This is a genomic window from Microbacterium oleivorans (assembly GCF_001691565.1).
GTDB lineage: Bacteria > Actinomycetota > Actinomycetes > Actinomycetales > Microbacteriaceae > Microbacterium > Microbacterium oleivorans_B.
In genome coordinates this window covers 2,035,851-2,062,601 of the sequence record NZ_MAYO01000003.1, presented here as the reverse complement: position 1 = coordinate 2,062,601, position 26,751 = coordinate 2,035,851, and the positions used below count along the sequence as shown (strand labels likewise).

The window sequence follows — 26,751 nt, the reverse complement described above, 5'->3', positions numbered from 1 at the left end:
GGCGGTCAGATGCCGCCGTCGATCGAACGGGGGAGGGAGCTCGTGTCGTCGGGGACGAGGACGGGGGTGTCGCGGTTGAGGCTCTCGCCGCGGAAGAAGCGCTTGGCCCGGGGGAAGAAGAACCAGACGACCATGAGGACCGCGCCCAGCGCGAGCGCGCCGATGCCGACCACGAACGTCGAGCCGACCCCGAGCAGCGTGCCGTAGTAGCTGTAGTCGGGCGCGAGCATGTCGATCGCCGACTGGATGAACGCGTACGTCAGCATGAGTGCGCCGATGAGGGGGAACAGTCCCTTGAAGAAGAAGTCGCGGGCGGAGCGGAAGAGGTCGGCCCGGAAGTACCAGACGCACGCATACCCCGTGATGGCGTAGTAGAAGGCGATCGCCAGGCCGAGGGAGAGGATCGTGTCCTGCAGGATCGCGTCGCTGATCGTCGTCATCACGACGTAGTAGACGATCGCGACGACACCCATGACGAGCGTCGAGAACGACGGGGTCCGGTAGTCGGGGTGGACGTCTTTGAACTTGGCGGGCAGGGCCCGGTAGACGCCCATCGCGAGGGTGCCGCGGGCGGTCGGGAGGATCGTCGTCTGCGTCGACGAGACCGCCGAGATCAGCACGGCGACCACCAGCAGCCAGCCCCACGGCCCCAGCAGTCCGTCGCGGATGCCGAGGAAGAAGTCGTCGGCGTTCTCGGGGTTGCCGAGCCCGCCGCCCTCTTCGCCGAGGCCCGCGTACATCATCGCCGCGATCGTGACCGAGACGTACGTGACGAGCAGGAGGACGCAGGTGAGCAGGGCGGCGAGTCCGGGGATGCGCTTCGGGTCCTTCGTCTCCTCGTTGAGGGCGAGGCAGGTGTCCCAGCCCCAGTAGATGAAGATCGCCAGCAGGATCGCCTGGACGAAACCGTCCCAGTCGCCGAAGGCGAACGGGTTGAGCCACTCCCAGCTGAAAGGCGTCGCATCTGGCGCACCGCCGGTGAAGAACTGCGTGAGCGCGGCGATCACGAAGACGATGAGGGCGAGGTACTGGATGCCGAGCAGCACGTTCTGGATGCGCTCGCCGATCTCCACGCCGCGCCACGAGATCCAGGTCATCGCGGCGATGAAGAGGACGGCGACGAGGATGATGCGCCAGTCGTTCTGCTCCTCGAACTCCTGCCCGAGGAGCGCCCAGAAGTACACCGACCCGACCTGAGCGAGGTTGGCGAGCACGATCATGCCGGCGATCGCGACGCCCCAGCCGCCCATCCAGCCGACCCACGGGCCGAACGCCTTCGTCGCCCACGTGAACGCCGTGCCGCAGTCCGGGACGGCGTTGTTGAGCTCGCGGTAGGCGAAGGCGATGAGCAGCATCGGGATGAAGGCGATGACGAACGCGATCGGCGCCTGCGCGCCGACGGCGATGACCACGTAACCGAGCGTCGCGACGAGCGAGTAGGCCGGCGCCGTCGAGGCGAGACCGATGACGGTCGACCCCCAGAGGCCGAGCGTGCCGGCGGCGAGACCCTTGCCGTCCGGCCGGGTCAGGTGAACGGGTGTCGTGGTCACGCGGGCCTCCTCAGAAACGCGAACCGGCCCCGCGCGGGGTGCGACCGGTGACCTCGGGAGTGCCGGCCTCGCGGGAAGGGTGCCTCACAGTAGCACCGGAGTTCCGCGCCGCACGAGACCTGATTTCAGGCGGTCGGGGGCGGTCAGAGCCCCCAGGGGAACAGAGCCGCGAGCACCACCGCAGACACGGCCCAGAACGCCACGACGAAGACGGTGTCGCGCCGGCGCCACGGCAGCAGGTGCCGCTCGGTGCGATCGGGGTGCGCGCCGAACGCTCGGGCATCCATCGCCAGCGCGACGCGTTCCGCGTGCCGGATCGCCCCGGCCAGCAACGGCACGACGTACCCGGACCAGCGTGCGACCGCGGCGACGGGCCCGCGCCCGCCGTGGGCGCCCCGCACGCGATGCGCCTGACGGATCAGCTCGAGCTCGTAGCCGAATCTGGGCACGAAGCGGATCGCCGCGAGTGCCGCGTACCCGATGCGGTACGGCACGCGCAGCTGCTGCACCGCCGCGCGGACGAGGTCGGGCCCCGTCGTCGTGAGGCCCGCGATCAGGCCGAGCGCGAGGATCGCGGCGAGCCGCGCGCCCGTCGCGAGACCCGCCTCGATCGCGCCGGCGTGCAGGGTCCACGCGCCGATCCGGAGGACGGCGGGGGTGTCGTCGACGAGCCCCGCATCGACCCACAGCCCGAGCGCGAGACCCATGATCACCGCGCCGATCGGGATGCCGAGGAACAGCAGCGCGGCGACGCGCCCCGACATCCGCCTGCCGACGATGATCAGCAGGTACGCGAGCGCGAGGAACACGAGCGGCGTGACGAGGTCGCGCGCGACGACGAGCACGATCATCGCGGGGAGCGGCGCGGCGAGCTTCGCGAGGGGCGAGGTGCGAGCGAGGAAGCCAGGCGGCCCGTCCGCGTAGGGGTCGAGGGTCATCCGCGTCCCCCGGCGAGATCGCGGAGAGCGGTGATCCCCGCGAGCTGCGGATGCCGGATGACGCCCCGCAGCGCCTGTTGCAGAGGCGGGCGCCGCAGCCCCGCCTCGTGGAGCAGGGCCTCATCCGCGAAGACGTCGCGGGTCGCGGCATCCGCTCGGATCCGACCGTCGTGCACGACGACGGTGCGCTCGGCGTACTCGGCGACCAGCTGCATGTCGTGCGTGACGACGATGACCGTCGTACCCGCGTCGTTCAGATCGCGGAGCAGCCGCAGCAGGTCGTCGGCCCGGGCGCGATCCTGCCCAAAGGTCGGCTCGTCGAGGGCCAGCACGGGGGCCCCGGCGATGAGCGCCGTGCCGACGGAGAGGCGCCGCTTCTGGCCGCCCGAGAGCAGGAACGGGTGCACGTCGGCCTTCGCCTCGAGGCCGAAACGGGTGAGCATGTCGGTGGTGCGGGCGCGGATCTCGTCCGGGTCGAGTCCGCGACCGCGCAGGCCGTGGGCGAGCTCGTCGAACACCGTGTGGGCGATGAACTGGTGCTCGGGGTTCTGGAAGACGAAGCCGATCCGCCGCGACAGGTCGCGGAGCGCGATGGTCGCGGGGTCCGCACCGTCGACTCGCACGGTGCCGCGGGGCGGGGTGAGAACGCCGGCGACCGCCTGCACGAGCGTCGTCTTGCCGGCGCCGTTCGCGCCGACGACGGCGACGAACTCGCCCGCCCCGATCGTCAGGTCGACGTCGTGCAGCACCGTCCGCCGCCCGCGCCGGAGCGTCAGACCGCGCACCTCGACCGCCGGGTGGTCTTCCCTCGCCGACTGTTCGGTATTCAGTCTCGAGGACTCGGCGTGGCGTGTGAAGCTGCCGGCGTTCGGCGGAACGACCGCGGACGTCGCATCCTCTTCTTCGGCGGAGACTGAATACGGCATCGGCGCCTCGGCAGCCTCGAGCGACACGGTCAGTTCCGCCGGGGTGAGCGGCAGCCGCGGCAGGTCCCAGCCCGCCCGTCGCAGCGCGAGCGCGGCCATCGTCGAGACGGGCAGCCAGACGCCGAGGGCATCGAGCTCGTCGGCACGCTCGCGGAGCACCTCGTCGACGCCGCCGTCGGCGATCGTGCACCCCTCGGCGTCGAGCACGACGACCCGGTCGGCCATCTCGACCGCAGCGTCGAGATTGTGCTCGACGAGCAGGATCGAGCGTCCCTCGGTCGCGACGAGCGCGAGCGCCTCGTAGACGGCCTCGATGCCGGCCGGGTCGAGGTTGGCGGTCGGCTCGTCCAGGACGAGCAGCTCGGACCCCATCGCGAGCGCGCAGGCGATCGCGAGCCGCTGCTTGCCGCCGCCCGACAGTCGGTCGGGGTTCTCCGTGCGTCTGTCCCACAGTCCGACTCGACGCAGTGCCTGCTCGGTGCGAGCGAGGACATCGGCTCCCGGCATCCGCAGGTTCTCGGGGCCGAAGGCGACCTCGTCGAAGACGCTCCCGGTCACCAACTGCGCGTCGGGATCCTGGAACACCATACCGACGTGACGGGCGAGGGTTGCGACCGGCGTCTCGCGGGTCGACAGGCCGCGCACCGCGACGGTGCCCTCGAGCCGCGCCGGCACGGCCTGCGGGATCAGCCCGTTGGTCGCGAGCGCGAGTGTCGACTTGCCCGATCCGCTCGGACCCAGCAGCAGAACGACCTCACCCGGGCGGACGTCGAACGAGGCGGATGCCGGGGCTGCGGCATCCGCTCCGTCATGGGTGATCGCGACGCCCCGCAGATGCAGCAGCGGCGCCGGGTCGTCGGTCACGTCAGCCGGTCCTGACTCCGCGGGCGACGCCCGCCCGGCGCAGGCGCTCGCCGAGGGCGAGTCCCGCGGCCGTCCAGAGGATCGGGCCGGCGAGGGCGATGACCAGGTAGGCGATCTGGGCCCACACGGCGAGCTTGCCGAGGTCGGCGGCCGCGAAGACGACGGCGGCGACGAGGACGCCGATGACGAGCGCCGCGGCGAAGAAGCGCCACGCTCCCCACGAGCGATAGCGGGTGAGGGCGGCCACGCCCTCCTGGATCGCGCCGAACAGCAGCGCCGTTCCGACGAAGCGCCAGATCCACGCCGGGTTGACGGCGCTGGCGACGAGCGCGGCCAGGACGTGCGTCGTGAGGGCGACGAGCGGCATCCGGAACACCTGCTGCGCGATGATCCCGGGCAGCACGTGCGAGCCGAGGACGAGTCCGTACGCCCACGGCGCCACCGCGAGGACGACGGGTGTGACGGCCCCGGCGACGCCGCCGAGCAGCCCCGTGGCGACCCCGAGCGCCGCGCACACGAGCAGGACGCGTGTGGAGAGGAAGGGGGTTCGGGCCACGGATCCAAGGCTATCCGCGGCCGGACCGGGCCCGGCCGTGCAAAAGGGCTAGAGCCGCCGGCGACGTTTCGTGAGGCGCACGGTCGGCAGCGGCGGTGCGGGGATCCGTTCGTCGCCGTGGGTGACGACGTGCCCGAAGCGCGGCGAATCCGCCTCCCACTCCTCGCGTGCGGCGACGATCTCGTCGTGGCTGCGGCCGACGAAGTTCCACCACATGACGATGTCGCTCTCGAAGGGCTCGCCGCCGAGCACGAACACGGTGACGTCGGTCGGCGCCTCGACCTCGATGACGTCGCGCGCGAGGCCGAGATAGAGCAGGTCGTGGTCGCCGAGCGTCACCGACTCCTCATCGGCGGCGTGGACGACGGGGGAGCCGTCGACTCCGACGAGGGCGTGCTCCCACGCGGGGTTCAGCGGTATCCGCACGCGGGTCCCGCCGGGGATGAACACCTCCGCGCCGACGATCGGCGTGTACATGGTGGCAGGAGAGGGGATGCCGGCGAGCTCGCCGACCACGACGACGGCCGCCGCCCCATCGCCCAGGTCCACGACGGGCAGGTCGGTGTGTCGCTCGAAGTCGGGGCCGCCGTGGCGGCGGGACTCGGGGAGCGCGACCCAGAGCTGGAGGGCGTCGGTGACGGTGGGCTCGTCGCCCATCGAGTACTCGGAATGGGCGATGCCTGCGCCGCTGGTCATGATGTTCAGCTGCCCGCGCTTGATGACGACGTCGGAGCCGATCGTGTCGCGGTGGCGGGTCTCGCCGGCGAACGGCCACGTGACCGTCTGCAGCCCGATGTGCGGGTGCGGTTCGACGCGCATGGTCGTCACCTGCGGCCCGAACCGGTCGAGGAAGCACCACGCGCCGACCATCGGCAGCTCGCGCTGCGGCAGGGCGCGGTGCACCTGCATGCCGCGGACGCCCCCGAGCGGAACCTCGCGCGCCGTCAGCAGGAGCGCTCGGGGGCCGTCACAGGATGCCGGGGCGTCGACGGTCTCGGTCGGGTCGGCGTCGAGGCGGGTCATTCCTCACTCCGCGTCGGGCGAGGCGACCGCGAGGCCGGGGACCTCGTGCTCGGCGAGGTAGCCCGCGACGAACGGGCACTGCGGCACGACCTCGTCGCCACGGCGGGCGAGGTCCGACAGGGCGTCCGCGACGAGGGTCGAACCGAGGCCCTGGCCCTTGTACGCCGGGTCGACCTTGGTGTGGGGCATCACGGTGCGGCCCGCGTCGTCGGTCGTGAAGAGCGTGTAGCCGGCCACCGCTCCGTCGACGTGGATCTCGTAGCGGTTCTTCTCGTCGTTGCGCGTGACCGTCGGTGCGGCGTCGTGTGCCACGGGGACTCCCTCTGTCGTGTGGGTCAACCGTATGTGCGGCGAGTACCTCCTCGCCAGGACTGGACAACCGGGAACCGCGCCGTTCGTCGCACGGGCCGCGCCGCTCGTCGCATACGCCGCTCGAGCGCCCCGGGCCGCGGCATCCGTCTTCCTACCCTGGCGTGTACGCAAAGACGCGCCCGAAGGAGTCGCCCATGTCTGCACCGTCGCGCCGCGGCAAGGCCGCCACGCTCGAACCCGATCCCTCACTTCCCCCCGTCGCCCTCACCGAGGAGCAGAAGACGAAGGACAGCCGTTGGACGCCGCTGAAGATCGTCATCTGGGCGCTCATCGCCCTCGCGGGCGGCCTCGGCTGGACGATGCTCGCGATCGTCCGCGGTGAGACCGTCAACGCGATCTGGTTCGTATTCGCGGCCGTCGCGACCTACCTGATCGGCTACCGCTTCTATTCGAAGGTCATCGAGAAGCACCTGCTGCGCCCCGACGACCGTCGCGCCACGCCCGCCGAGGTGAAGCAGGACGGCAAGGACTACGTTCCGACCGACCGTCGCGTGCTCTACGGTCACCACTTCGCCGCCATCGCCGGCGCGGGCCCGCTCGTCGGTCCCGTGCTCGCGGCACAGATGGGCTTCCTCCCCGGCACCATCTGGATCATCGTCGGCGTCGTGCTCGCCGGTGCTGTCCAGGACTACACGGTGCTCTTCTTCTCGATGCGCCGCGGCGGCCGGACGATCGGCCAGATGGCTCGCCAGGAGCTCGGCAAGATCGGCGGCACCGCCGCGATCGTCGCGTCGCTGCTGATCATGCTGATCATCGTCGCGATCCTCGCCCTCGTCGTCGTCAACGCGCTCGGCGAGAGCCCCTGGGGCGTCTTCTCGGTGTCGATGACCATCCCGATCGCCCTCTTCATGGGCCTGTACCTGCGGTACCTCCGCCCCGGCAAGGTCACCGAGGTCTCGATCATCGGCTTCGTCCTGCTCATCGGCGCGATCGTCGCCGGCGGCTGGGTCGCCGAGACCGCATGGGGCCAGGAGTTCCTGCACCTCGACCGCAGCGTCATCGCGTGGGGCATCATCATCTACGGCTTCATCGCCGCCGTCCTCCCCGTCTGGCTGCTGCTCGCCCCCCGCGACTACCTCTCGACGTTCATGAAGATCGGCGTCATCGTGATGCTCGCCGGCGCGATCGTCCTCGTCCGCCCCGAGATCACCGTTCCCGCCGTCACCGACTTCGCCCTCGAGGGCACCGGGCCGGTGTTCGCCGGTCCCCTCTTCCCGTTCCTGTTCGTGACGATCGCGTGCGGCGCCCTCTCGGGATTCCACGCGCTGATCTCCTCGGGCACGACCCCGAAGCTCGTCGAGAAGGAGCGCCAGACGCGCTTCATCGGCTACGGCGGCATGATCATGGAGTCCTTCGTCGCGATCATGGCCCTCGTCGCCGCGATCTCGATCGACCAGGGGATCTACTACGCGATGAACGCGTCGGCCGCGTCGACGATGGGCACCGTGGAGGGTGCCGTCGCCTTCGTGAACTCGCTCGGTATCACCGGGGTGAACCTCACCCCCGACATGCTCACGAGTACGGCCGCGGCGGTCGGCGAGGAGTCGATCGTCTCGCGCACCGGTGGGGCGCCGACCCTGGCGCTGGGTCTCGCGCACATCATGCACCAGGCCCTCGGCGGTCCCGCGATGATGGCGTTCTGGTACCACTTCGCGATCATGTTCGAGGCGCTGTTCATCCTCACGGCGGTGGATGCCGGTACCCGCGTCGCGCGCTTCATGCTGCAGGACTCGATCGGCCACTGGGTCCCGAAGTTCCGCGACGTGTCGTGGCGTCCGGGTGTCTGGATCACGACGGCGATCATGGTCGCCGGCTGGGGCGCGATCCTCATCCTCGGGGTGACCGACCCGCTCGGCGGCATCAACACCTTCTTCCCGCTGTTCGGCATCGCCAACCAGCTGCTCGCCGCGATCGCGCTCGCCGTGGTCCTCGCGATCATCGCCAAGCGCGGCCCGTCGTACGTGCGGTGGCTCTGGATCGTCGCCCTGCCGCTGGCGTTCGCGGCGGTCGTGACGATCACCGCGTCGGCCTACAAGATCTTCTCGCCGAACCCGGCGATCGGATACTGGTCGAACCACTTCCGATACCGCGACGCGCTCGCCGCCGGGAACACGGAACTCGGCGAGCCGAAGGTCATGGAGGCCGTCATCCGCAACACCTTCGTGCAGGGCACCCTGTCGATCGTGTTCGTCGTCCTCGCCATCATCGTGATCATCGCCGCCGTGGTCGTCACGATCGCCGCGATCCGCCGCGGCGGCGGCGAGAACCACGAGGACGAGCCGGTCGCCTCGCGCCGCTTCGCCCCCGCCGGGTTCATCGGCACCGCCTCCGAGCGCGAGCTCGAGAAGCAGTGGGAGCCGCTCCTCGCCGACGAGCGCGCCGCGAACAGGCACTGAGGAAGAAGGCACTGACATGAGTGTTCGGACGGATGCCGCGGTGACGCCGATGCGGGCGATGCTCGACCTCGTCGTGCGGGTGGGCCGCGGCATCCGCTGGTACATGACCACCCTCATGGGCGACACGGCGTACGCGACCTACGTCGCGCACCACCGCCGGGTGCACCCCGACGAGGCGCCGATGACCGAACGGCAGTTCTGGCGTCAGAAGATGGACGACCAGGACCGCAACCCGGGCGCCCGCTGCTGCTGACGCCCGCGATCTAGGCTCGTCGCATGACCGATGCCGTCGTCCTCGCCGCCCTGCTCGGCGTGGTCGGCGGCATCGTGCTGTCCGCCCTGCTGATGTTCGCCCGGCGCTACGCGCGCGGCGCGGGAGGGCTCGGCAGCGAGGCCGAGGAGGCCACCTACCGAGCGCTGCATCAGGCGAGCCTCGCGGCGCCCTACCTGCGGGGCGGTCTCGCGACCCCCGACGTCGCCCGCGCGGCGCGGCACCTGCGGGCCGTCCTCGGCAGCACAGCCGTGGCTCTCGTGGTCGGCGACGTGATCGTCGCGCGTGACGGCCAGTCCGAGGGATTGGATGCCGCGGCTCGCCGCATCGCGGCGCAGGTCGCCGAGACCGGCAAGCGCCGCGTCTTCCCCCGCGCCGATGGCGGGGACGGGCTCGAGGCCGTCGGCGCACCGATCCGCGTGGACGGTGCCGTCGCGGGTGTGCTCGTCGCCTTCGCCGCGCCCGTCCGGGCCGCTCTCGTCCGCGCGGCGGGGGAGGTCGCCGAGTGGTGCGCCGCGCAGGCGACGCTCGGGGAGTTGGATGCCTCGCGCGCGGCGCTCGCCGAAGCAGACCTGCGGGCGCTCCGGCAGCAGATCTCGCCGCACTTCATCTACAACGCGCTCACCGCGATCGCCTCGTTCATCACGACCGATCCGCCTCGCGCACGCGAACTGGTGCTGGAGTTCGCCGACTTCACGCGCTACTCGTTCCGACGCCAGGGCGAGTTCACGACGCTCGCAGAGGAACTCCGCAGCATCCACTCCTACCTCGAACTCGAGCGGGCGCGCTTCGGCGACCGCCTCACCGTGACGCTGCGGATCTCGCCCGAGACGCTGGCCACCGTCATCCCGTTCCTGTCGGTGCAGCCGCTCGTCGAGAACGCCGTCCGGCACGGGCTCGAGCCGGGGGAGGGCGGCGGGACGATCCTCATCGCATCGGAGGATGCCGCGACCCACACCGAGATCACGGTCGAGGACGACGGGGCGGGCATGGATCCGGACGAACTGCACGCGCTCCTGACACGCACCGGCGACGCGGCGAACGTCGGGCTCCGGAACGTCGACACCCGGCTCCGACAGCTCTACGGCGCCGAGGGCGGGCTCGTCGTCGAGACGAACACGGGCGCCGGTACCCTGGTGCGGATGCGCGTGCCGAAGTCGCAGCCGCATCACGAATCGGCAGGGCTGAGGTGACCGCCATGATCGACGTCCTCGTCGCCGACGACGAGAAGCCGGCGCTCGACGAGCTCGCCTTCCTCCTGCGCGCAGATGAGCGGATCGGCGAGGTGGTCACGGCCTCGTCCGGCGCTGACGCGCTGCGGCTGCTGACGGAGCGCCAGGTCGCGGCGGCGTTCCTCGACATCCACATGCCGGGGCTGTCGGGTCTCGACCTCGCGACCGCGCTGAGCGCGCTGGCGTCCCCGCCGGCTGTCGTCTTCGTGACCGCGGACGACGCGCACGCCGTCGACGCGTTCGAGCTGCGAGCGCTCGACTACCTGCTGAAGCCGGTCCGGGCCGATCGCCTGCGCCGTGCCGTCGACCGGATCGTCGTGACCGACGGACCCGTGGACGGCGACGAGGTCCTGCCCGTCACGGTCGGTGCGACCGTCCGCTTCGTCCACCGCCGCGACGTCCGCTGGGTGCGGGCGGAAGGCGACTACACGAGGCTGCAGACCGACGGCGACGCGGGGCACCTCGTCCGCATCCCGATCTCCGAGCTCGAGACGCGATGGGCGGATGCCGGTTTCGTCCGGATCCATCGCTCGTTCCTCGTGCGGGCGGCATCCGTCACCGAGGTACGCCTCTCGGGTGCCGAACCCGCCGTGTGGGTCGGGGACACCGCGCTCCCCGTCAGCCGCCGATTCGTGCCGCTCGTGCGGGAGGCGCTGATCGGCCGGAGCGGCGCGTGAGCGCGGGCCGCGTCCGCGTCTCGGCAGGCGCCGGAAAGCCCGGCGCACCGACCCGCGGGATCGCCCTCCCGGGGGCGCCCGTCGACGACGTCGAGGCTGCGTACGCGCGGGCGTTGCGGCGGTCGCAGTTGCGCCTCGCGCTCGGCACGCTGTTCGGGTTCGTCGTGGTGGTGCTCGTCCTGTACGGCGCGCTCACGCTGATCCCGGAGCTGGATCAGATCGTGTGGTTCGGCGTGCCGCTGTCGTGGCTGCTGCACGCGTTCGGGTTCTACCCCGCGATCGCGGGGTTCGCGATCCTCTACGTCCGCGGCGCGAATCGCAACGAGCGGCGCTACCGTGCGCTCCGCGAGGAGGACGAGCGGTGAACGCCGTCCTCGACCTCGTCGCCGTCGCGCTCGTCGTCGGCGCGACGACGCTCATCGGTGCGTACGGCCTGCGTATCTCGCGGACCACGAGCGACTTCTTCGTGGCATCCCGCACCGTCAGGCCCGTCTGGAACGCCTCCGCGATCAGCGGGGAGTACCTCTCGGCCGGGACGTTCCTCGGCCTGTCGGGACTCGTCCTGCTGAGCGGCGCCGAGGGGTTCTGGTTCCCCATCGGATACGCCGCCGGCTACCTGCTCGTACTGCTGTTCGTCGCGGCACCTCTTCGTCGCAGCGGCGCCTACACGATCCCGGACTTCATCGAGGCGCGACTGGAATCGAGACGGGCGCGACGGGTGACGAGCGCCGCGTGCCTGCTCATCGGGTGGCTGTACATCGTGCCGCAGCTCCACGGCGCAGGGATCACGCTGCAGGTCGTGGCCGACATCCCGCCGTGGGTCGGCGCTGTGCTCGTGGCGGTCCTCGTCGCGGCGGCGGCCGCCGCCGGCGGGATGCGGGCGATCACGTACGTGCAGGCGTTCCAGTACTGGCTGAAGCTCACCGCCCTGCTCGTGCCCGCCGTACTCATCGCCTTCGCCGTCGGCGGGGGCGCGAGAGACATCGATCCGCTCGTCGTCTTCCCGGCCGAGGCGGGCCCTTCGGGTCTCGACGCCTACGCCGCCGGGTCGCTCCTGCTCGCACTGCTCCTCGGCACGATGGGTCTTCCCCACGTGCTGGTTCGGTTCTACACGAGCCCCACCGGCGGTTCGGCGCGGCGGACGACCGTCCTCGTCATCGTGATGGTGAGCGTCTTCTACGCCGTCTCGAGCGTGATCGGTCTGCTCGCGCGGATCGTGGCGCCCGACCTCGCCCGACCGGGCCTCGCCGACACCGTCGCGCTCGTCCTGCCCGCACGGGTCTTCCCCGGGTTCGTCGGGGAACTGCTCACCGCCCTCGTGGTCGCGGGAGCCTTCGCCGCCTTCCTCGCGACGTCGGCGGGACTCACGGTCTCGCTCGCCGGCGTCATCAGCCAGGACGTGTTCAGCGGTTCCGTCCGCTCGTTCCGGCTGTCCGCCCTGCTCGTGGCCCTCGTCCCGCTCGCCATCGCTTTGCTGACCCAGCCGGCGGGACTCGTGGCCTCGGTCGGCGCCGTGTTCGTGTTCGCGGCATCCGCTCTGTCGCCCGTCCTGCTGCTGTCGATCTGGTGGTCGCGCCTGACGGCCCGCGGCGCGGTGGCGGGCATGGTGATCGGCGCGGTCGCGTGCGGGCTCGCGTTCCTCGTGCACGCGGCGGTCGGCGGGGTCGGCATGGCCGCTCCGCTACTCGCGCAGCCCGCCGCGTGGACCATTCCCCTCGCGACCGCCGTCTCGGTCGTCGTATCGCTCACCGATCGCTCCGGCGCGCCCGTGCGCGCGGGCGCCTACCTCGCGAGGCTGCACACGCCGGGGAGGAGTTGAGGCGGGCGGCGTCGGCGAGAGCGCGTGCCGGGCGATCCGGTGCGCCTCGCCACGTGTTCGATGTTCGCTGACACGTGTTCGGTGTTCGCTGACACGCGTTCGGTATTCAGTCTCGGTGCCGACCTATGACGGGCGGATGCCCGGCGATCCGGTGTGGCACGTCCTTATGAGTATCCGTCGAGACTGAATACGGAACACCGGGCCCCGGCGCACAACGGCCGGAGCAGGCGCAGAATGTCGGTGTGCGTCGGTCGTGGAGATGGTCCGTGCTCGCCATGGCGATGGCCGCGTCGATCCTTGCAGGGTGCGCCCCCTCTCCCACGGGGTCCCCGCCACCGTCAGCTTCGTCGCCGTCTGTCTCACCCTCTCCGGGGGCGTCCCCGCCGGCGTCCTCTCCCGCCGCGTCGCCCTCGGCGGTCCCGACGCCGGACGCGCTGGACGCGCTCAGCCTCGAGGAGCGTGTCGGTCAGCTCTTCATGGTCGGGACCCCCGCGACCGCGGCGTCGCCGGGCACCCTGGCGGCCGTCCGCGACCGGCACGCCGGCGGCATCTTCCTGAGCGGACGGTCGACGGGCGGGGTGGCGGCCACGGCGAGCGTCGTGTCGCGGTTCACCTCGCTCGCCGAGCCGGACCTGCCGCTCTGGGTCGCGACCGACCAGGAGGGAGGCGAGGTCCAGGTGCTGCGGGGACCGGGGTTCGACGCGATGCCCTACGGCATCCGCCAGGCAGACCTGCCTTCCGACCAGCTCCAGGCGAAGGCCGGGGCGTGGGGGCGTGAGCTCGCCGATGCGGGAGTGAACCTCGACCTCGCTCCCGTCGCCGACATCGTCACGAGCAAGGCGACGCGCTTCGACAACCCGCCGATCGGCGGCTATGGACGGCAGTACGGCTACGACGCGTCGACCGTCGCCGACAAGGCGGGGGCTTTCGCCGAGGGGATGCGGGGCGCCGGCATCCTCCCCACGTTCAAGCACTTCCCCGGCCTCGGCCACGTGTCCGCGAACACCGACACCACGGCCGACGTCGTCGACACGACGGTGACGCGGGACGGCCCGGACGTCGACGTCTACCGTCCCCTCGTCGCGGCGGGCCCGTCGGCGGTGATGGTCTCGTCGGCGATCTACGACCGGATCGACGGATCCACCCCGGCCGTGTTCTCGCCGAAGGTCGTCGGACTCCTGCGGAGCGAGGTCGGCTTCGACGGCGTGGTGTTCTCGGACGACCTGTCGGCGGCGGTCGCCGTCTCGGCCTGGTCGCCGGCCGACCGCGCCGTGAAGGCGATCTCGGCCGGCGTCGACGTCGTGCTCGTGTCGGCGAAGCCGTCGGTGTTCCCCGCGATGTACGACGCGGTGCTCGCGAAGGCGAAGGCCGACCCCCAGTTCGCCGCCCAGGTCGACGCGGCCGCGGCACGCGTGCTCGCCGCGAAGGCGGACATGCCCTGACGCGTGCTCGGTCGTGTGCCGCCGTCCCGCCGTCGGTGGGGCAGACTCGAGGGATGACCTCGACGCTCCGGGACCTCATTCCGGCGGGGTCGACCCCCGACGCCGTCTACGAGGGCTTCCTCGAGTGGACGATCGAGCGCGGCATCGACCTGTACCCCGCGCAGGACGAGGCCGTCCTCGAGCTCGCGTCCGGATCGCACGTGATCCTCGCGACGCCGACCGGCACGGGCAAGTCCCTCGTCGCGGTCGCGGCACACGCGGCATCCCTCGCCCGCGGCGGCCGCACGTACTACACGGCTCCCATCAAAGCCCTCGTCAGCGAGAAGTTCTTCGCTCTCGTCGACATCTTCGGACCGGATGCCGTGGGCATGGTCACGGGCGATTCGTCGGTGAACCCCGACGCGCCGATCATCTGCTGCACCGCCGAGATCCTGGCGAACGTCGCACTGCGCCTCGGCCCCGACGCAGAGATCGACCAGGTCGTGATGGACGAGTTCCACTACTACGGCGACCCCGACCGCGGATGGGCGTGGCAGGTGCCGCTGCTGCTCCTCCCGAAGGCGCAGTTCCTGCTGATGTCGGCGACCCTCGGCGACGTCACGGCCATCAAGACCGACCTCGAACGCCGCACCGGGCGAGCGGTCGCGCACATCGCGGGCGTCGAGCGCCCGGTGCCGCTCGACTACTCCTACGCCCGGCGGCCCGTGCACGAGGTGGTGGAGGGGCTGCTCGAGAACCGCGAGACGCCGGTCTACATCGTCCACTTCTCGCAGGCCGCGGCGCTCGAGCGGGCGCAGGCGCTGTCGAGCGTGAAGCTCACGACCCGCGAGCAGCGCGACGAGATCGCCGACGCCATCGGCGGGTTCCGGTTCACGACCGGATTCGGCAAGACGCTGTCGCGGCTGGTGCGCGCCGGCATCGGCGTCCATCACGCCGGGATGCTGCCGCGCTACCGGCGGCTCGTCGAGACGCTCGCGCAGCGCGGGCTTCTCCGCGTGATCTGCGGCACCGACACCCTCGGCGTCGGCATCAACGTGCCCATCCGCACCGTGCTGATCACGGCGCTGTCGAAGTACGACGGGACGAAGATGCGCCAGCTCTCGGCGCGTGAGTTCCACCAGATCGCCGGACGCGCAGGGCGGGCGGGGTACGACACACACGGCAGCGTCGTCGTGCTGGCCCCGGAGTGGGAGATCGAGAACGCCGTCGCTCTCGCGAAGGCCGGGGACGATGCCGCCAAGCGCAAGAAGATCGTCCGCAAGAAGGCGCCGACGGGCGTCGTGAACTGGGGCGAGGGCTCCTTCGAGCGTCTGGTCGCGGCGGAGCCCGAGCCGCTGTCGCCTCAGCTGAAGCTGACCTCGGCGATGCTCATCAACCTGATCGGTCGCGGCGGCGACGTCTTCGCGAACGTCCGCTCCCTCGTCTTCGACAACCACGAGCCGCGCGCCCGGCAGTACGAGCTGGCCCGCCGGGCTATCGCGCTGTTCCGCACCCTCACGGCGGCGGACATCGTCGTGGCCGATGTCGACGGCATCCGTCTCACCGTCGACCTGCAGCCCAACTTCGCGCTCAACCAGCCGCTGTCGCCGTTCGCGCTCGCCGCGATCGACCTGCTGTCCCCGGACGACAGCGAGACCGGGACGGGTCATTACGCGCTCGACGTGGTGAGCGTGATCGAGTCGACGCTCGACGATCCGCGCGCGATCCTGTCGCAGCAGGAGTACAAGGCGCGCGGCGAGGCGGTCGGCGCGATGAAGCGCGACGGCATCGAGTACGACGAGCGCATGGAGCTGCTCGAGTCGGTGACGTGGCCGAAGCCGCTCGCGGAGCTGCTGGCGCAGGCGTACGAGACGTTCGCGTCGAGTCAGCCGTGGGTGCGGGACTTCGAGCTGTCGCCGAAGTCGGTCGTCCGCGACATGTTCGAGCGGGCGATGTCGTTCGGCGAGTTCGTGTCGTTCTACCAACTGGGGCGGAGCGAGGGCCTGGTGCTGCGGTACCTGTCCGACGCGTACCGGGCGATCCGGCAGACGGTGCCCGCCGAGGCGCGCACCGACGAGTTGCTCGATCTCATCGAGTGGCTCGGTGAGTTGGTGCGTCAGGTCGACTCGAGTCTCGTCGACGAGTGGAACGCGCTCATCAACCCGGCCGCCGATCCCGAGGCGCCGGTCGTTCCGCCCGCGCCGCCGTCGATCATCGCGAACCGGCGCGCGTTCGTCGTGCTGGTGCGCAACGAGATGTTCCGGCGTGTGCAGCTCGCCGCGCTGCAGAACGACGACGCGCTGGTCGAGTTGGATCCGGATGCCGGTTGGCCCGAGATCCTCGACCGGTACTTCGACGATCACGACGAGATCCTGACAGGCGGCGCCGCGCGCAGTCCCGCCCTGTGTGTGTTCGACGAGTCGGATGCCGTGAACGGCATATGGCGCGTCGAGCAGATCATCGACGATCCGGCCGGCGACCACGACTGGCGGATCCGCGCAGAGGTCGACCTCGAGGCATCCGTCGAGGAGGGCGCTGCGGTCGTGCGGGTGACCGAGGTCGTGAGGCTCTAGGCCTCGCGGGCCCAGTCGTCGCCGTCGCGGGTGAAGACGATGCGGGCGTGGCGGCGGTCGGGCGAGCCCTGCCAGAACTCGATGCGCTCGGGGACGAGACGCCAGAGCGCCCATTCGCCGGGTTCGAGGAGTGCACCGGCGGGGCTGCCGGCGATGTCGGCCGCGCTTTCGGCTGGTGCGGCCTCGTGCACGGTTCCGCGCACGCGCACCGCGCGCATGACCGGTTGCCACCAGAAGTTCAGTGCGGCGGCGGGGTTGTCGGCGAGCTGGCGCCCCTTCGCGGAGGAGCGCGGGCCGGCGAACTCCCACCCGTCGGCGCTGACGCCCTTGAGGATGAGGGTCCGTGCGTCCGGGCGGCCGGCGGCATCCGCCGTCGCGAGGGTCGCGGCACGCACTTCGGGGATGCCGGCGTCGGCGGCGGCGCGGATCCAGCGGTCGAAGAGGTCGTGAGGGTCGGCCGGGAGGTCGGACAGATCGAGGGGCGGCGGTGTTCCGATGAGGGACGGTTGGTCGCGAAGCCAGCGCGTGAGCTCGTTCATGTCTTCATCCTGCTCCCTCGCGGGGTGTCGGCCGGTCCGGGCAGACTGGGCGGGTGACGACGTATCTGGCCTTCTTGCGGGCGATCAACCTCGGTGCGAAGCGGGTGTTCCCGAAGGAGGACATCCGCCGTGTCGTCGAGAGTGTCGGGTTCGAGGAGGTCGTGACGCACATCAACACGGGCAATGTCCGGTTCGCGTCGCGGATGCGGTCGCGGGAACGGGTCGAGAAGACATTGGAGACGGCCTTCGGAGCGGACCGAGGTTTCGACGTGCCGACGATCGTGTTCTCCGCTGCGGAGTTCCGCGCGCTTGCCGAGCAGACTCGGGCGCTGGATGACGAGAACCCCGGGCTCGTGCGGCACTACGTCTACCTGCTGAAGGACGAGCTGTCGCCGTCGCAGGTCGCGGCTGTCGAGGAGAGAGCGTCCGACAAGGGCCGGATGCTGGTGCGGGGGCGTGCGGCCCACGCGCTGCTCGAGCCGGGCTATCAGGACGGCACGGTCGACCCGTTGGGTGCGGCTTCGCTGCTGGGGGTCGCGACGAACCGAAATGCGAGCGTGATCCGCACTCTGGCCGAGAAATGGTGCGCCGCGTGATCCGCGAACCGGACGCGGAGCAGACGGATCCCGGGACGCCCGGGATCGTCGAGGCGCGGATGGTGCGGTGAGGCAGCCCTAGAACGGCGGGTATCCGGGTGGGTCGGTGGTGAACTGCGGGATGCGTCGTTCGGGGTGCACGAGGTAGACCCGCCCGGCGGGTGAGGTCCACTCGAGCGCGCCCTCAGGTTTGGCTCGGACTCGCCAGTCGGATCGGTGTTTGAGGGTGTGGTGGCCTCGGCAGAGTGGGGCGAGATTCTCGGATGCGGTGTCGCCGCCGTGCTGCCAGTCGACGGTGTGGTCCAGGTCGCACCGGTCGGCGGGGATCCCGCATCCGGGTGCCATGCACCGGGCTGCCCGCCAGGCGACGAGCCGTCGCAGATCCGCGGGTGGACGGTAGCTTTCTCGTCCGACGGAGAGGACGACTCCGGTCTCGGGGTGGGTGAGGACCCGCATCCACCCGGATGCCGCCCCGCACAGCTCCCGGGCACGGTCGAGGGGGATAGGGCCGACGCCGTCGACCTGCGCGGCCGAGCCGTCACCGGTGAGGAGGGTGAGCGCGGGGACCGTGATCGCCACGGTCGGACGGATGCCACGGGCAGAGGCGGGAAGGGATTCGGTCTCCCCGTCGATGAGGAGGTCGCCGAACACGTCGGCACGTTTCTGGTCCAGCGAACGCTCATCATCGAGGGTGTTCGCGATAGCGGTGAGCCGCCCGTGGATCGCGTGCGCTTCGACGGCGGGTAGGTGCGCGGTGAGCCACGCCATCCCGTCCGCACCGGGTTCGACGCGCACGTGCCGGCGGGCGACCGCATCAGAGTGACGTTCCGCGATCGCCGCCTCACGCTCCCGGTCCACGATCCGTCGCACCGCGCGGCGGAACGGCCCGGTCGGCATCTCCTCCGCCAGCGCCAGCACCTCACCGACGAGGTCATCCCGCACGACGTCGAGTTCATCGAGCCCGTCGACGATGATCGCCGCGTGCGTGTCGGTGATGTCCGCGTGGCTCATCGCCTCCCACACCGCCGGGTACCGCTTCACCAACGCCCGCCCGACCCCCATGAGACGTCCCGCGGCGTGCTCGGTGATCCGCAACGCCGACGCGACTTCAAGCCGCACCGACCGTTCCACCAGCACCGACGCACCCTCATCCCGGGTCGCCGCGCGGATCGCGTCATCCCACAACTCGACGATGCTCGCGTACCGCTGCGCCGCGTGGATGGTCGCCATGTCCGCGCTCAGCACGACCCAGTCCAGGGTCGTCGGGATCCCCTCGGGGACCTCATCGACATACGGGGAAGGGCTGGACATAGTCCCAGACTAGAAGGGGGTTCCGACATCGGTTCCGACACGGCCCGACCCCCGGCACCCGTTACCGTGACGTCGTGCGCTGCAGGTTGAGGCTGGCCAGAGAGGATCCCGACATGACGAAACCCGTATCCGTCCGGCCGTATCGCGAGTCGGATGCCGAAGGCTGGGTCGTCTGCCGAGCTGTGAGCTTCCTGCGCACCGCGTACTACGACGACGTGAAGCAGACGCGACCAGAACTCTCCAACGGTGCGATCGGGCTCGTCGCCGCGGCAGGTGACGGCGAGATCGTCGGCATCCTCGACATCGTGGTCGACGACGTCGAGGCCACGATCGACACCGTCGCAGTGCTCCCCGGCTGGCAGCATGACGGCGTCGCCACGCAGCTCCTTGACCAGGGGATTCGCGGGCTTGAAGCCAGAGGGGTCCGAACCCTGGATGCCTGGACTCGAGAGGACGTCGCGGCGAACGCCTGGTACCGCCGGAATGGATTCTTCGAGACCACCCGTTACCTCCACGTCTACCTCGGCGACGGCGACGATCCGTCAGGGTTCCGAACGCCCGACGGCCTGAGCAGCCCGGTGACGGCCTTCGTGCGCGGTCGCATCGAGGATGAAGCCGACCTCCGTGCCCGCTACTCGCGCGTCCACGTCTGCCGTCGGTACGTCCGCGAGCTCACGCCCCGCTGATCGCCGCTGCGCCTCGCCCCGGATCCGGGCCCCGCCCGCGCCTCGTCCCTTGGCGGCGAGACTGCACGTGTGCGACGAGACTGCGCCCACGCGCCGCATCCTCGTCGCGCGGGTGCAGTCTCGCGAAACGTTCGCCCCTCCTCCCCATCCTCGCAAGAGCGCCGGGGCTCTCCACATCCGCAGACCGTGTCGGATGCCGCGGCTAGGGTTGACCGGGTGAGTGACGGCGGATGGCAGAACGACCCCTACGCCGATCTCGTGTGGGATCCCGACGACGTTCCGCCGCCGGACGACTTCGACTCGCCGCCGCCGCCCGACCCGCGGTACGACGACTACGCCGCGTCGGTCGCCCGCGCCACTCGCGCCGAACCCACGCGCGTTGCGCCCACGCGCGCTCAGCCCGCCCGCCCCGCCGCGCCCTCGGCATCCGTCCTGCGTCTCGAGCGCCGTGACCACGTCGGCGACGACCCGGTCAAGGTCCTCACCGAGGTCTTCGGCTACACGGCGTTCCGCGGCGATCAGGGCGACATCGTCTCGCACGTGATCGCGGGCGGCGACGCGGTCGTGCTCATGCCGACCGGTGGCGGCAAGTCGATCACGTACCAGGTGCCCGCGCTCGTGCGTCCCGGCACGGGCCTCGTCGTCAGCCCCCTCATCGCGCTCATGCACGACCAGGTCGACGCGCTCATCGCCAACGGCGTCCGCGCCGCCTTCCTCAACTCGACGCAGACCCCGGCGGAGCGCGCGGGCGTCGAACAGGCGCTCCTCGACGGCGAACTCGACCTGCTCTACGTCGCCCCCGAGCGGCTGTCGGTCCCCGCGACGACTGCGCTCCTGCAGCGCGCGCAGCTCAGCGTCATCGCGATCGACGAAGCGCACTGCGTGTCGCAGTGGGGTCACGACTTCCGCCCCGACTACCTCGCCCTCGGCGACCTCGCCGAGCGGTTCCCCGGTGTCCCGCGCATGGCGCTCACCGCCACCGCGACCCGCGCGACGCACACCGAGCTCACCGAGCGCCTGCATCTGCCCGACGCGCGGCACTTCGTCGCGAGCTTCGACCGGCCGAACATCCAGTACCGCATCGAGCCCAAGGTCGACATGCGTCGCCAGCTCGTGCAGTTCGTCCGCTCCCAGCCCGAAGGCTCCGCCGGCATCGTCTACGCACTCAGCCGCAAGTCCGTCGAGCAGACGGCGGAGTACCTGCGGACGCAGGGTCTCGACGCTTTGGCCTATCACGCGGGTTTGGATGCCTCGATCCGCGCCCGGCACCAGTCACGGTTCCTGCGCGAAGACGGCGTCGTCATGGTCGCCACGATCGCGTTCGGCATGGGTATCGACAAGCCCGACGTCCGCTTCGTCGCCCACATCGATCTACCCAAGTCTGTCGAGGGCTATTACCAGGAGACGGGGCGTGCCGGCCGCGATGGCGAGCACGCCGTCGCGTGGATGGCCTACGGCCTCGGCGACGTCGTGCAGCAGCGCCGCCTCATCGACCAGTCGCCCGGCGACCGCACCTACAAGATGCGCATGGGGCAGCACCTCGACGCGATGCTCGCCCTCTGCGAGACGGTCTCGTGCCGCCGGCAGAACCTGCTCGGCTACTTCGGACAGTCCTCGGATGCCTGTGGCAACTGCGACACCTGCCTCACGAAGCCTGACACCTGGGACGGCCTCATCGCCGCCCAGAAGCTCCTCTCCACGATCGTGCGACTGCAGCGCGAGCGGAACCAGGCGTTCGGTGCCGGGCACCTCATCGACATCGTCCGCGGCGCCTCCACGGAGCGCATTCGCCAGCAGGGCCACGACAAGCTCTCGACCTACGGAGTCGGCAACGACCTGTCCGAGCAGGACTGGCGTTCGGTCGTCCGCCAGCTCCTGGCGCGCGGCATCCTGGTCGCACAGGGTGAGTACGGCGTCCTGGCGGTCGGCGAGGCGGGCATGCCGGTGCTCCGCGGCGAGGAGCCGGTGCCGCTGCGGCGCGACGTCCTCGGGCGCACCGGCGGCGGATCGACCCGCGCGAAGAAGCAGTCGGCCGCCGACGCGCTGCCCGAGGGCGACCGCGACCTGTTCGAAGCGCTCCGCGCGTGGCGCGCCGAGCAGGCCCGTGAGCAGGGCGTCCCTGCGTACATCGTCTTCGGCGACGCGACCCTGCGTGCGCTGGCCGAGCACCGCCCGACGTCGGTCGCCGACCTCGACGGCATCACCGGCATCGGTGCGAAGAAGCGCGAGGCCTACGGCGAGGCCGTCGTCGCCGTCATCGCGAACGCGTAGCCCGGGTCAGGCCTCGCGCAGCGCCCGCGTCATGCGCGTGAGCACGTCGAACGCCTGAGTGCGCTCCGCCGCCGACAGTTCGGCCAGCATCCGATCCTCCACCGTCTTGACCACGGCGCTCGCCTGCTCGCGGCGCTGCAGTCCGGCGTCGGTCAGCGTGATCGGCAGGACGCGACCCTCCGCCGCGGTGGAGGGCTTCGTCACAAGGCCCTCGCGCTCCAGGGTCTGCAACAGGACATTCATGCTCTGCCGTGTCACGAAGGCGCCCCGAGCGAGATCCGAGTTCGACGATCCGGGCCGCTGCGCGAGGATCTCGAGGCACGAGTAGGCGGTCACGGTCAGATCGAGCGGACGGAGGGCATCCTCCATCGCGACCCGCAGCGCGGTCGCCGCCTCCTTCAGGAGATAGCCGAGCGACGTCGGCAGATCGATCTCGTCGGAGTGGACCATGTCAGTATTCTGACATACACTCGCTAGTGTCAGATAACTGACACACGAAAGGATGCCTCATGCCCGCCATCGGACCCGACTTCATCTCCCTGCAGGTCAGCGACCTCGACGCCTCGCAGCGCTTCTACGAGCACTACCTCGGCCTCGTCCGCTCACCCGCGGGGCCTCCGCACGCCGTCGTGTTCGACACCGCGCCGATCGCCTTCGCGCTGCGTGACGTCGTGCCCGGCACGGATCTCGCCTCGGCGGCCTACCCCGGCGTGGGCGCTGCGATCTGGCTGCGCGCGACCGACGTCCAGGACATCCACGACGCGCTCGCCGCGGACGGCCACGAGATCGTCGCAGCACCCATCGACGGCCCGTTCGGCCGGACGTTCACGTTCGCCGACCCGGACGGCTACCGGATCACCCTTCACGACAAGGCCTGAACCCGTCAGCTCCACACGTCGCGGGCGACCCGCACGTCGGCGCCCGTCCGCGCCGACTCGCCGATCGCGAGACCGAGCAGGTGGTCCTGGCAGGCGTCGGCCAACGGATACGGCTCCGCGCCGTCGCCGCGGGCCCACCGTCCGGTGAGCTCGAGCAACGACGCGACGGCGATGTCGTCCTCCGACAGCCGCGTTCCTACCCAGGGATTCCGGTAGACGATCCGGCCCTCGAAGGCAGCCGACACGAGGTCGTTGCCTTCGAGGTTCAGGTCGACACCCGTACGGCGGTACGTGATCGGCGACGTGATGACCTCGGCGCCCTCGAACCGGCGCACGGTGTCGTCGGTGAGCTCGCCGTGCGAGCCGCGGAGGACGATCCGGCGCGACAGGATGGGGTTCCACCACTGGTTGTCGACGAAGTCGTACAGGCCCATCCGTCCGTCGCCGAAGTCGAGCGTCGCGATCGTCGTCGTCCGCTCCTTCGGCGCGAGGTCGTCCGACCATCCGGCCGGTGTCAACGGATCGACGAGCGGTGCGGTGAAGGTCCGGGCCGACACGGTCGCCTCGGCCATACCGGCATCCAGGAACGTCCGGATCATCGAGGTCGCGTGGTACAGGTGCGTCGACGAGACCTGCACCCCGCCGACGGTGCCGAGCGCGCCCGACCGAACCACCTCGAGTCGGGCGGCGTGCCCCGGCATGAGCATGTACTGCTCCGCCACCTGCACGAGGCGGCTCGTGCCGACGTCGTGCCACAGCTTCCGCAGACCGTCCGCGTCGGGGGCGGGCGGCGTCTCGGCGAGCACGCGGACACCGCGCTCCACGAGCTCGGTGATCACCCCCGGCATCGCGGGCCACGTCACCGACGCGATCACGAAGTCCGGCCTGGCGGCCAGCAGGTCGTCGAGCGACCGGTGGATTGGCACGTCCCAGCCGGCGACCCGCGCCGCCGACGCGTCGGACCGGGCGAGCACGCCCACGGCCTGCAGCCGCTCGGGCGCCGCCGCGGCGACGCGCAGGAAGAACTCCGAGCGCCAGCCCGTGCCGATGATCGCGAATCGTGCCGGCTCTGCCATGGGACCCCTTCGTCGGAACGCTCCGAAGCGGGGCGCCCCCGGCATCCTTCAGGCCTGTCGCACCGCGGTCAACCCCCGATCACTCGCCGGCGCCGAGCTTTCCGCTGAGTCGGCCGTGGAACGCGGATGCCGTGTCGTTCAACCCGACGATCGTCACCGCCGTGCCCATCCGCTCGTACTTGTTCACGATGGCGTCGAGGGCGGCGACGGTCGAGGCGTCCCACACGTGCGAGCGCGACATGTCGATCACGACGTTCGCCGGGTCGTCCGGGTACGAGAACTGGGTCGTCAGGTCGTTGCTCGAGGCGAAGAACAGTTCGCCGTCGACCGCGTAGTGGGCGGTGGATGCCGCGGCATCCAGGGTCCGCGTGACGGTCACGAAGTGCGCGACCCGGCGGGCGAACATGATCATCGCGGCGATCACGCCGAGGACGACGCCGATCGCGAGGTTGTGGGTCCAGACGGTTGCGACGACCGTGATGACCATGACGGCGGTCTCGCTCTTGGGCATACGGAGGAGCGTGGCCGGGCGGATGCTGTGCCAGTCGAACGTGCCGATGCAGACCATGATCATGACGGCGACGAGGGCGGCCATCGGGATGATCGCCACGACGTCGCCGAGCGCCAGCACGAGGATGAGCAGGAACACGCCGGCGAGGAACGTCGAGATGCGGGTGCGGGCACCCGATGCCTTCACGTTGATCATCGTCTGGCCGATCATCGCGCAGCCGCCCATGCCGCCGAAGGCGCCGGAGAGGATGTTCGCCGCGCCCTGGCCGAGCGATTCGCGCGTCTTCGAGGAGTGCGTGTCGGTGATGTCGTCGACGAGCTTGGCGGTCATGAGCGACTCGAGCAGTCCGACCACCGCCATCGCGAGCGCGAACGGGCCGATGATCTGCAGCGTCTCGAGCGCCAGCGGCACGTTCGGGATGAACAGGGACGGCAAGCTCTCGGGGAGCTCGCCCTGGTCGCCGACGGTGGGGACGTTCCACGCGAAAACGACGACGGCCGCGGTCAGCAGCACGATCGTGACCAGGGGCGCGGGCACGGCCTTGGTGAGCCGCGGCATCGCGTAGAGGACGACCAGCCCGACGGCGAGCAGCGGCCAGACGAGCCAGGGGATGCCGTCGCCGAACAGCTGCGGCAGCTGGGCGAGGAAGATCAGGATCGCGAGCGCGTTGACGAAGCCGACCATGACGCTGCGGGGGATGAAGCGCATGAGCTTCGCCACGCCCACGAGCCCGAGGATGATCTGGATCGCCCCGCCGAGGAGGACGGTCGCGATGAAGTAATCCATCCCGTACTCGCGGACGACGGGCGCGATGACGAGCGCGACGGCGCCGGTCGCCGCGGTGATCATCGCGGGGCGGCCGCCGAGGAAGGCGATCGCGACGGCCATGATGAACGACGAGAAGAGCCCGACCCGGGGGTCGACGCCCGCGATGATCGAGAACGCGATGGCCTCGGGGATGAGGGCGAGCGCGACGACGAGACCGGCGAGGACCTCTCGGGTCAGCAGGCGCGGGCTGCGGAGAGCCTGCAGCACCGTCGGTTCGATGCGCGGGCGCGCGGGAGCGGTGGTGGTCATGATGACTCCGTCGGGGGAGGGGCGTGCGCAAGCCTGAGGGCGGCGCGGAAGAATAGGGGGGCGCAAATGGCGCACGACTAAACCTAACGTAACGTGAGGTTTGCTGTCCACTCGGAGGGAACCGCATGACCGACGACACGATGCGCATCGGCGAGGTCGCCGAGCGGACCGGGCTCTCGTTCCGCACCCTTCGTCACTACGACGAGATCGGCCTCGTCACCCCGTCGGCGCGCACCGACGGCGGGTTCCGGCTCTACACCGAGGGTGACGTCGCCCGCATCCTGCTCATCCGGCGCATGAAGCCGCTCGGGTTCACCCTCGACGAGATGCGCGAACTCCTCGAGGTCGTCGACGCGATGGCTGAGGATGCCGACGACCCGCAGAGCCGTGCCCGCCTCGACGGCGTCCGCGCCGAGGCTGCGGCTCGGCGCGAGAAGCTCCGCCGTCAGGTCGAGATGGCCGACGAGTTCCTCGACCAGCTCGAACGCATCTGACGGCTCTCAGATCGCGGTGACCTCCACGACGACCGACTGCTGCGGGTTCTGCACGGGCGGACGCAGGCCGACGACGGCGAGCTGACGCCCGTTCAGCACCGTGTCGTGGTGCGCCCACTCGAGCGGCGACTGCGCGGGGGTCTCGACGATCCCGCCCGGAGTGACGAGCTGCACGCGGTAGACGCGGTTCGCGTCGAGCCCGGGGAGTCGCACGCGACCGGCCGGCGACGAGATGAGCGTCTGCGTCTGCGTGATCGTGAAGAAGGCGGATGCCGCGTCCTCCGCGACGACCCCGCGGACGTCGAGTCCGGGGTCGGCGACGTCCGCGTTGACCAGGCGTCCGGTGGCGACGAGGGGGCGGACCCGTTTGGCGAGGGCGACCCACGCGCCGACCGTGGCGGCATCCGTGTCGGACAGGGTCGTGACGTCCCATTCGATGCCGAAGTGGCCGAAGAGGGCGACGGCTCCGCTCATCGTGAGCGACACGGTGCGGCCGGTGGAGTGCACGTGCGGGGTGGTGAGGTGCATGCCCATCATCTCGGGCGGCACGACGAGCGCGGTGTAGCGCTGGTTCTCGAGGCGCTCGACGGGGTCGAGGCAGTCGCTCGTCCAGATCCGGTCGGTGCGGTCGAGGATCCCGAGGTCGACGCGCGCCCCGCCGGAGGCGCAGCTCTCGATCTCCAGGCCCGGGTGC

Annotated in this window: 25 protein-coding genes; 13 read left to right on the top strand and 12 right to left on the bottom strand. The window is 70.7% G+C overall.

Annotated features, from left to right (window positions below):
* Positions 1-5 precede the first annotated feature (5 nt).
* From BBA86_RS12645 to BBA86_RS12620, 6 genes are all read right to left on the bottom strand, one after another.
* The gene (locus BBA86_RS12645; RefSeq protein WP_065571877.1) at positions 6-1,550 is read right to left on the bottom strand and encodes an APC family permease; all 1,545 of its coding nucleotides are present in this window, start codon (positions 1,548-1,550) and stop codon (positions 6-8) included.
* A gap of 143 nt (positions 1,551-1,693) precedes the next feature.
* Positions 1,694-2,488 (bottom strand): energy-coupling factor transporter transmembrane component T, encoded by a 795-nt coding sequence (locus BBA86_RS12640; protein WP_065571876.1) that lies wholly within the window; start codon positions 2,486-2,488, stop codon positions 1,694-1,696.
* Complete coding sequence (locus BBA86_RS12635) at positions 2,485-4,278, bottom strand: ABC transporter ATP-binding protein (RefSeq protein WP_065571875.1); 1,794 nt, start codon at positions 4,276-4,278, stop codon at positions 2,485-2,487. The genes BBA86_RS12640 and BBA86_RS12635 overlap by 4 nt, the downstream gene beginning before the upstream one ends.
* A gap of 1 nt (position 4,279) precedes the next feature.
* A complete protein-coding gene (locus BBA86_RS12630) occupies positions 4,280-4,834 on the bottom strand; it encodes an ECF transporter S component (RefSeq protein ID WP_065571874.1) in 555 nt (184 codons plus the stop codon).
* Positions 4,835-4,882: 48 nt separating this feature from the next.
* Complete coding sequence (locus BBA86_RS12625; protein WP_065571873.1) at positions 4,883-5,857, bottom strand: pirin family protein; 975 nt, start codon at positions 5,855-5,857, stop codon at positions 4,883-4,885.
* A 3-nt stretch (positions 5,858-5,860) separates the two neighbouring features.
* Positions 5,861-6,169, bottom strand: a complete 309-nt coding sequence (locus BBA86_RS12620; protein ID WP_065571872.1) for a GNAT family N-acetyltransferase — start codon at positions 6,167-6,169, stop codon at positions 5,861-5,863.
* A 194-nt stretch (positions 6,170-6,363) separates the two neighbouring features.
* On the opposite strand from BBA86_RS12620, the gene BBA86_RS12615 reads away from it, so the two are divergent.
* From BBA86_RS12615 to BBA86_RS12580, 8 genes are all read left to right on the top strand, one after another.
* Entirely contained in the window at positions 6,364-8,625 is a 2,262-nt protein-coding gene (locus BBA86_RS12615; protein ID WP_065571871.1) for a carbon starvation CstA family protein, read from the top strand.
* Between the two features lie 16 nt (positions 8,626-8,641).
* Complete coding sequence (locus tag BBA86_RS12610; RefSeq protein ID WP_223247094.1) at positions 8,642-8,878, top strand: YbdD/YjiX family protein; 237 nt, start codon at positions 8,642-8,644, stop codon at positions 8,876-8,878.
* Positions 8,879-8,901: 23 nt separating this feature from the next.
* Positions 8,902-10,089, top strand: coding sequence for a sensor histidine kinase (locus BBA86_RS12605; protein WP_065571870.1), 1,188 nt, complete (start codon positions 8,902-8,904; stop codon positions 10,087-10,089).
* A 5-nt stretch (positions 10,090-10,094) separates the two neighbouring features.
* Positions 10,095-10,805, top strand: a complete 711-nt coding sequence (locus tag BBA86_RS12600) for a LytR/AlgR family response regulator transcription factor (protein WP_065572306.1) — start codon at positions 10,095-10,097, stop codon at positions 10,803-10,805.
* A complete protein-coding gene (locus BBA86_RS12595) occupies positions 10,802-11,170 on the top strand; it encodes a heavy metal transporter (protein ID WP_065571869.1) in 369 nt (122 codons plus the stop codon). Before BBA86_RS12600 ends, BBA86_RS12595 begins: the two co-directional genes overlap by 4 nt.
* A complete protein-coding gene (locus tag BBA86_RS12590) occupies positions 11,167-12,624 on the top strand; it encodes a cation acetate symporter (RefSeq protein ID WP_065571868.1) in 1,458 nt (485 codons plus the stop codon). Before BBA86_RS12595 ends, BBA86_RS12590 begins: the two co-directional genes overlap by 4 nt.
* A gap of 281 nt (positions 12,625-12,905) precedes the next feature.
* On the top strand, positions 12,906-14,066 hold the full coding sequence (locus tag BBA86_RS12585; RefSeq protein WP_065572305.1) for a glycoside hydrolase family 3 N-terminal domain-containing protein: 1,161 nt from the start codon (positions 12,906-12,908) through the stop codon (positions 14,064-14,066).
* 53 nt (positions 14,067-14,119) lie between these two features.
* The gene (locus BBA86_RS12580; RefSeq protein WP_065571867.1) at positions 14,120-16,618 is read left to right on the top strand and encodes a DEAD/DEAH box helicase; all 2,499 of its coding nucleotides are present in this window, start codon (positions 14,120-14,122) and stop codon (positions 16,616-16,618) included.
* Here the strand turns inward: BBA86_RS12580 and BBA86_RS12575 are convergent.
* On the bottom strand, positions 16,615-17,157 hold the full coding sequence (locus BBA86_RS12575; protein WP_065571866.1) for a pyridoxal 5'-phosphate synthase: 543 nt from the start codon (positions 17,155-17,157) through the stop codon (positions 16,615-16,617). The two genes, BBA86_RS12580 and BBA86_RS12575, sit on opposite strands and share 4 nt — an antisense overlap.
* 53 nt (positions 17,158-17,210) lie before the next feature.
* On the opposite strand from BBA86_RS12575, the gene BBA86_RS12570 reads away from it, so the two are divergent.
* The gene (locus tag BBA86_RS12570; protein ID WP_065571865.1) at positions 17,211-17,753 is read left to right on the top strand and encodes a DUF1697 domain-containing protein; all 543 of its coding nucleotides are present in this window, start codon (positions 17,211-17,213) and stop codon (positions 17,751-17,753) included.
* A gap of 78 nt (positions 17,754-17,831) precedes the next feature.
* Here BBA86_RS12570 and BBA86_RS12565 read toward each other — a convergent pair whose 3' ends face one another.
* Positions 17,832-19,064: an HNH endonuclease signature motif containing protein gene (locus tag BBA86_RS12565; RefSeq protein WP_065571864.1), complete on the bottom strand. Its 1,233-nt coding sequence runs from the start codon at positions 19,062-19,064 to the stop codon at positions 17,832-17,834.
* Between the two features lie 113 nt (positions 19,065-19,177).
* Here BBA86_RS12565 and BBA86_RS12560 point away from each other — a divergent pair, with 113 nt between their 5' ends.
* Both BBA86_RS12560 and recQ read left to right on the top strand, forming a co-directional pair.
* Positions 19,178-19,750: a GNAT family N-acetyltransferase gene (locus tag BBA86_RS12560; protein WP_065571863.1), complete on the top strand. Its 573-nt coding sequence runs from the start codon at positions 19,178-19,180 to the stop codon at positions 19,748-19,750.
* A gap of 216 nt (positions 19,751-19,966) precedes the next feature.
* Complete coding sequence (recQ, locus tag BBA86_RS12555; protein WP_141677877.1) at positions 19,967-22,021, top strand: DNA helicase RecQ; 2,055 nt, start codon at positions 19,967-19,969, stop codon at positions 22,019-22,021.
* A gap of 6 nt (positions 22,022-22,027) precedes the next feature.
* Here the strand turns inward: recQ and BBA86_RS12550 are convergent, their stop codons facing one another.
* Complete coding sequence (locus BBA86_RS12550; protein ID WP_065571862.1) at positions 22,028-22,471, bottom strand: MarR family winged helix-turn-helix transcriptional regulator; 444 nt, start codon at positions 22,469-22,471, stop codon at positions 22,028-22,030.
* A 59-nt stretch (positions 22,472-22,530) separates the two neighbouring features.
* On the opposite strand from BBA86_RS12550, the gene BBA86_RS12545 reads away from it, so the two are divergent.
* Entirely contained in the window at positions 22,531-22,899 is a 369-nt protein-coding gene (locus tag BBA86_RS12545) for a VOC family protein (protein ID WP_065571861.1), read from the top strand.
* 5 nt (positions 22,900-22,904) lie between these two features.
* Here BBA86_RS12545 and BBA86_RS12540 read toward each other — a convergent pair whose 3' ends face one another.
* Positions 22,905-23,975, bottom strand: coding sequence for a Gfo/Idh/MocA family protein (locus BBA86_RS12540; protein ID WP_065571860.1), 1,071 nt, complete (start codon positions 23,973-23,975; stop codon positions 22,905-22,907).
* Between the two features lie 79 nt (positions 23,976-24,054).
* Positions 24,055-25,563, bottom strand: coding sequence for a SulP family inorganic anion transporter (locus tag BBA86_RS12535; RefSeq protein ID WP_065571859.1), 1,509 nt, complete (start codon positions 25,561-25,563; stop codon positions 24,055-24,057).
* Positions 25,564-25,688: 125 nt separating this feature from the next.
* On the opposite strand from BBA86_RS12535, the gene BBA86_RS12530 reads away from it, so the two are divergent.
* Positions 25,689-26,057: a MerR family transcriptional regulator gene (locus BBA86_RS12530; RefSeq protein ID WP_065571858.1), complete on the top strand. Its 369-nt coding sequence runs from the start codon at positions 25,689-25,691 to the stop codon at positions 26,055-26,057.
* A 6-nt stretch (positions 26,058-26,063) separates the two neighbouring features.
* Here the strand turns inward: BBA86_RS12530 and BBA86_RS12525 are convergent.
* The coding region (locus BBA86_RS12525) for an alpha-galactosidase (RefSeq protein WP_141677904.1) at positions 26,064-26,751 on the bottom strand (688 nt) is incomplete at its 5' end.

Coding starts and splice junctions, on each gene's coding strand:
- BBA86_RS12640 (WP_065571876.1), bottom strand. CDS start 2,488: ATGACCCTCGACCCCTACGCGGACGGGCCGCCTGGCTTCCTCGCTCGC.
- BBA86_RS12625 (WP_065571873.1), bottom strand. CDS start 5,857: ATGACCCGCCTCGACGCCGACCCGACCGAGACCGTCGACGCCCCGGCA.
- BBA86_RS12615 (WP_065571871.1), top strand. CDS start 6,364: ATGTCTGCACCGTCGCGCCGCGGCAAGGCCGCCACGCTCGAACCCGAT.
- BBA86_RS12610 (WP_223247094.1), top strand. CDS start 8,642: ATGAGTGTTCGGACGGATGCCGCGGTGACGCCGATGCGGGCGATGCTC.
- BBA86_RS12605 (WP_065571870.1), top strand. CDS start 8,902: ATGACCGATGCCGTCGTCCTCGCCGCCCTGCTCGGCGTGGTCGGCGGC.
- BBA86_RS12600 (WP_065572306.1), top strand. CDS start 10,095: ATGATCGACGTCCTCGTCGCCGACGACGAGAAGCCGGCGCTCGACGAG.
- BBA86_RS12585 (WP_065572305.1), top strand. CDS start 12,906: ATGGCCGCGTCGATCCTTGCAGGGTGCGCCCCCTCTCCCACGGGGTCC.
- BBA86_RS12580 (WP_065571867.1), top strand. CDS start 14,120: ATGACCTCGACGCTCCGGGACCTCATTCCGGCGGGGTCGACCCCCGAC.
- BBA86_RS12575 (WP_065571866.1), bottom strand. CDS start 17,157: ATGAACGAGCTCACGCGCTGGCTTCGCGACCAACCGTCCCTCATCGGA.
- BBA86_RS12565 (WP_065571864.1), bottom strand. CDS start 19,064: ATGTCCAGCCCTTCCCCGTATGTCGATGAGGTCCCCGAGGGGATCCCG.
- BBA86_RS12560 (WP_065571863.1), top strand. CDS start 19,178: ATGACGAAACCCGTATCCGTCCGGCCGTATCGCGAGTCGGATGCCGAA.
- BBA86_RS12550 (WP_065571862.1), bottom strand. CDS start 22,471: ATGGTCCACTCCGACGAGATCGATCTGCCGACGTCGCTCGGCTATCTC.
- BBA86_RS12545 (WP_065571861.1), top strand. CDS start 22,531: ATGCCCGCCATCGGACCCGACTTCATCTCCCTGCAGGTCAGCGACCTC.
- BBA86_RS12540 (WP_065571860.1), bottom strand. CDS start 23,975: ATGGCAGAGCCGGCACGATTCGCGATCATCGGCACGGGCTGGCGCTCG.
- BBA86_RS12535 (WP_065571859.1), bottom strand. CDS start 25,563: ATGACCACCACCGCTCCCGCGCGCCCGCGCATCGAACCGACGGTGCTG.
- BBA86_RS12530 (WP_065571858.1), top strand. CDS start 25,689: ATGACCGACGACACGATGCGCATCGGCGAGGTCGCCGAGCGGACCGGG.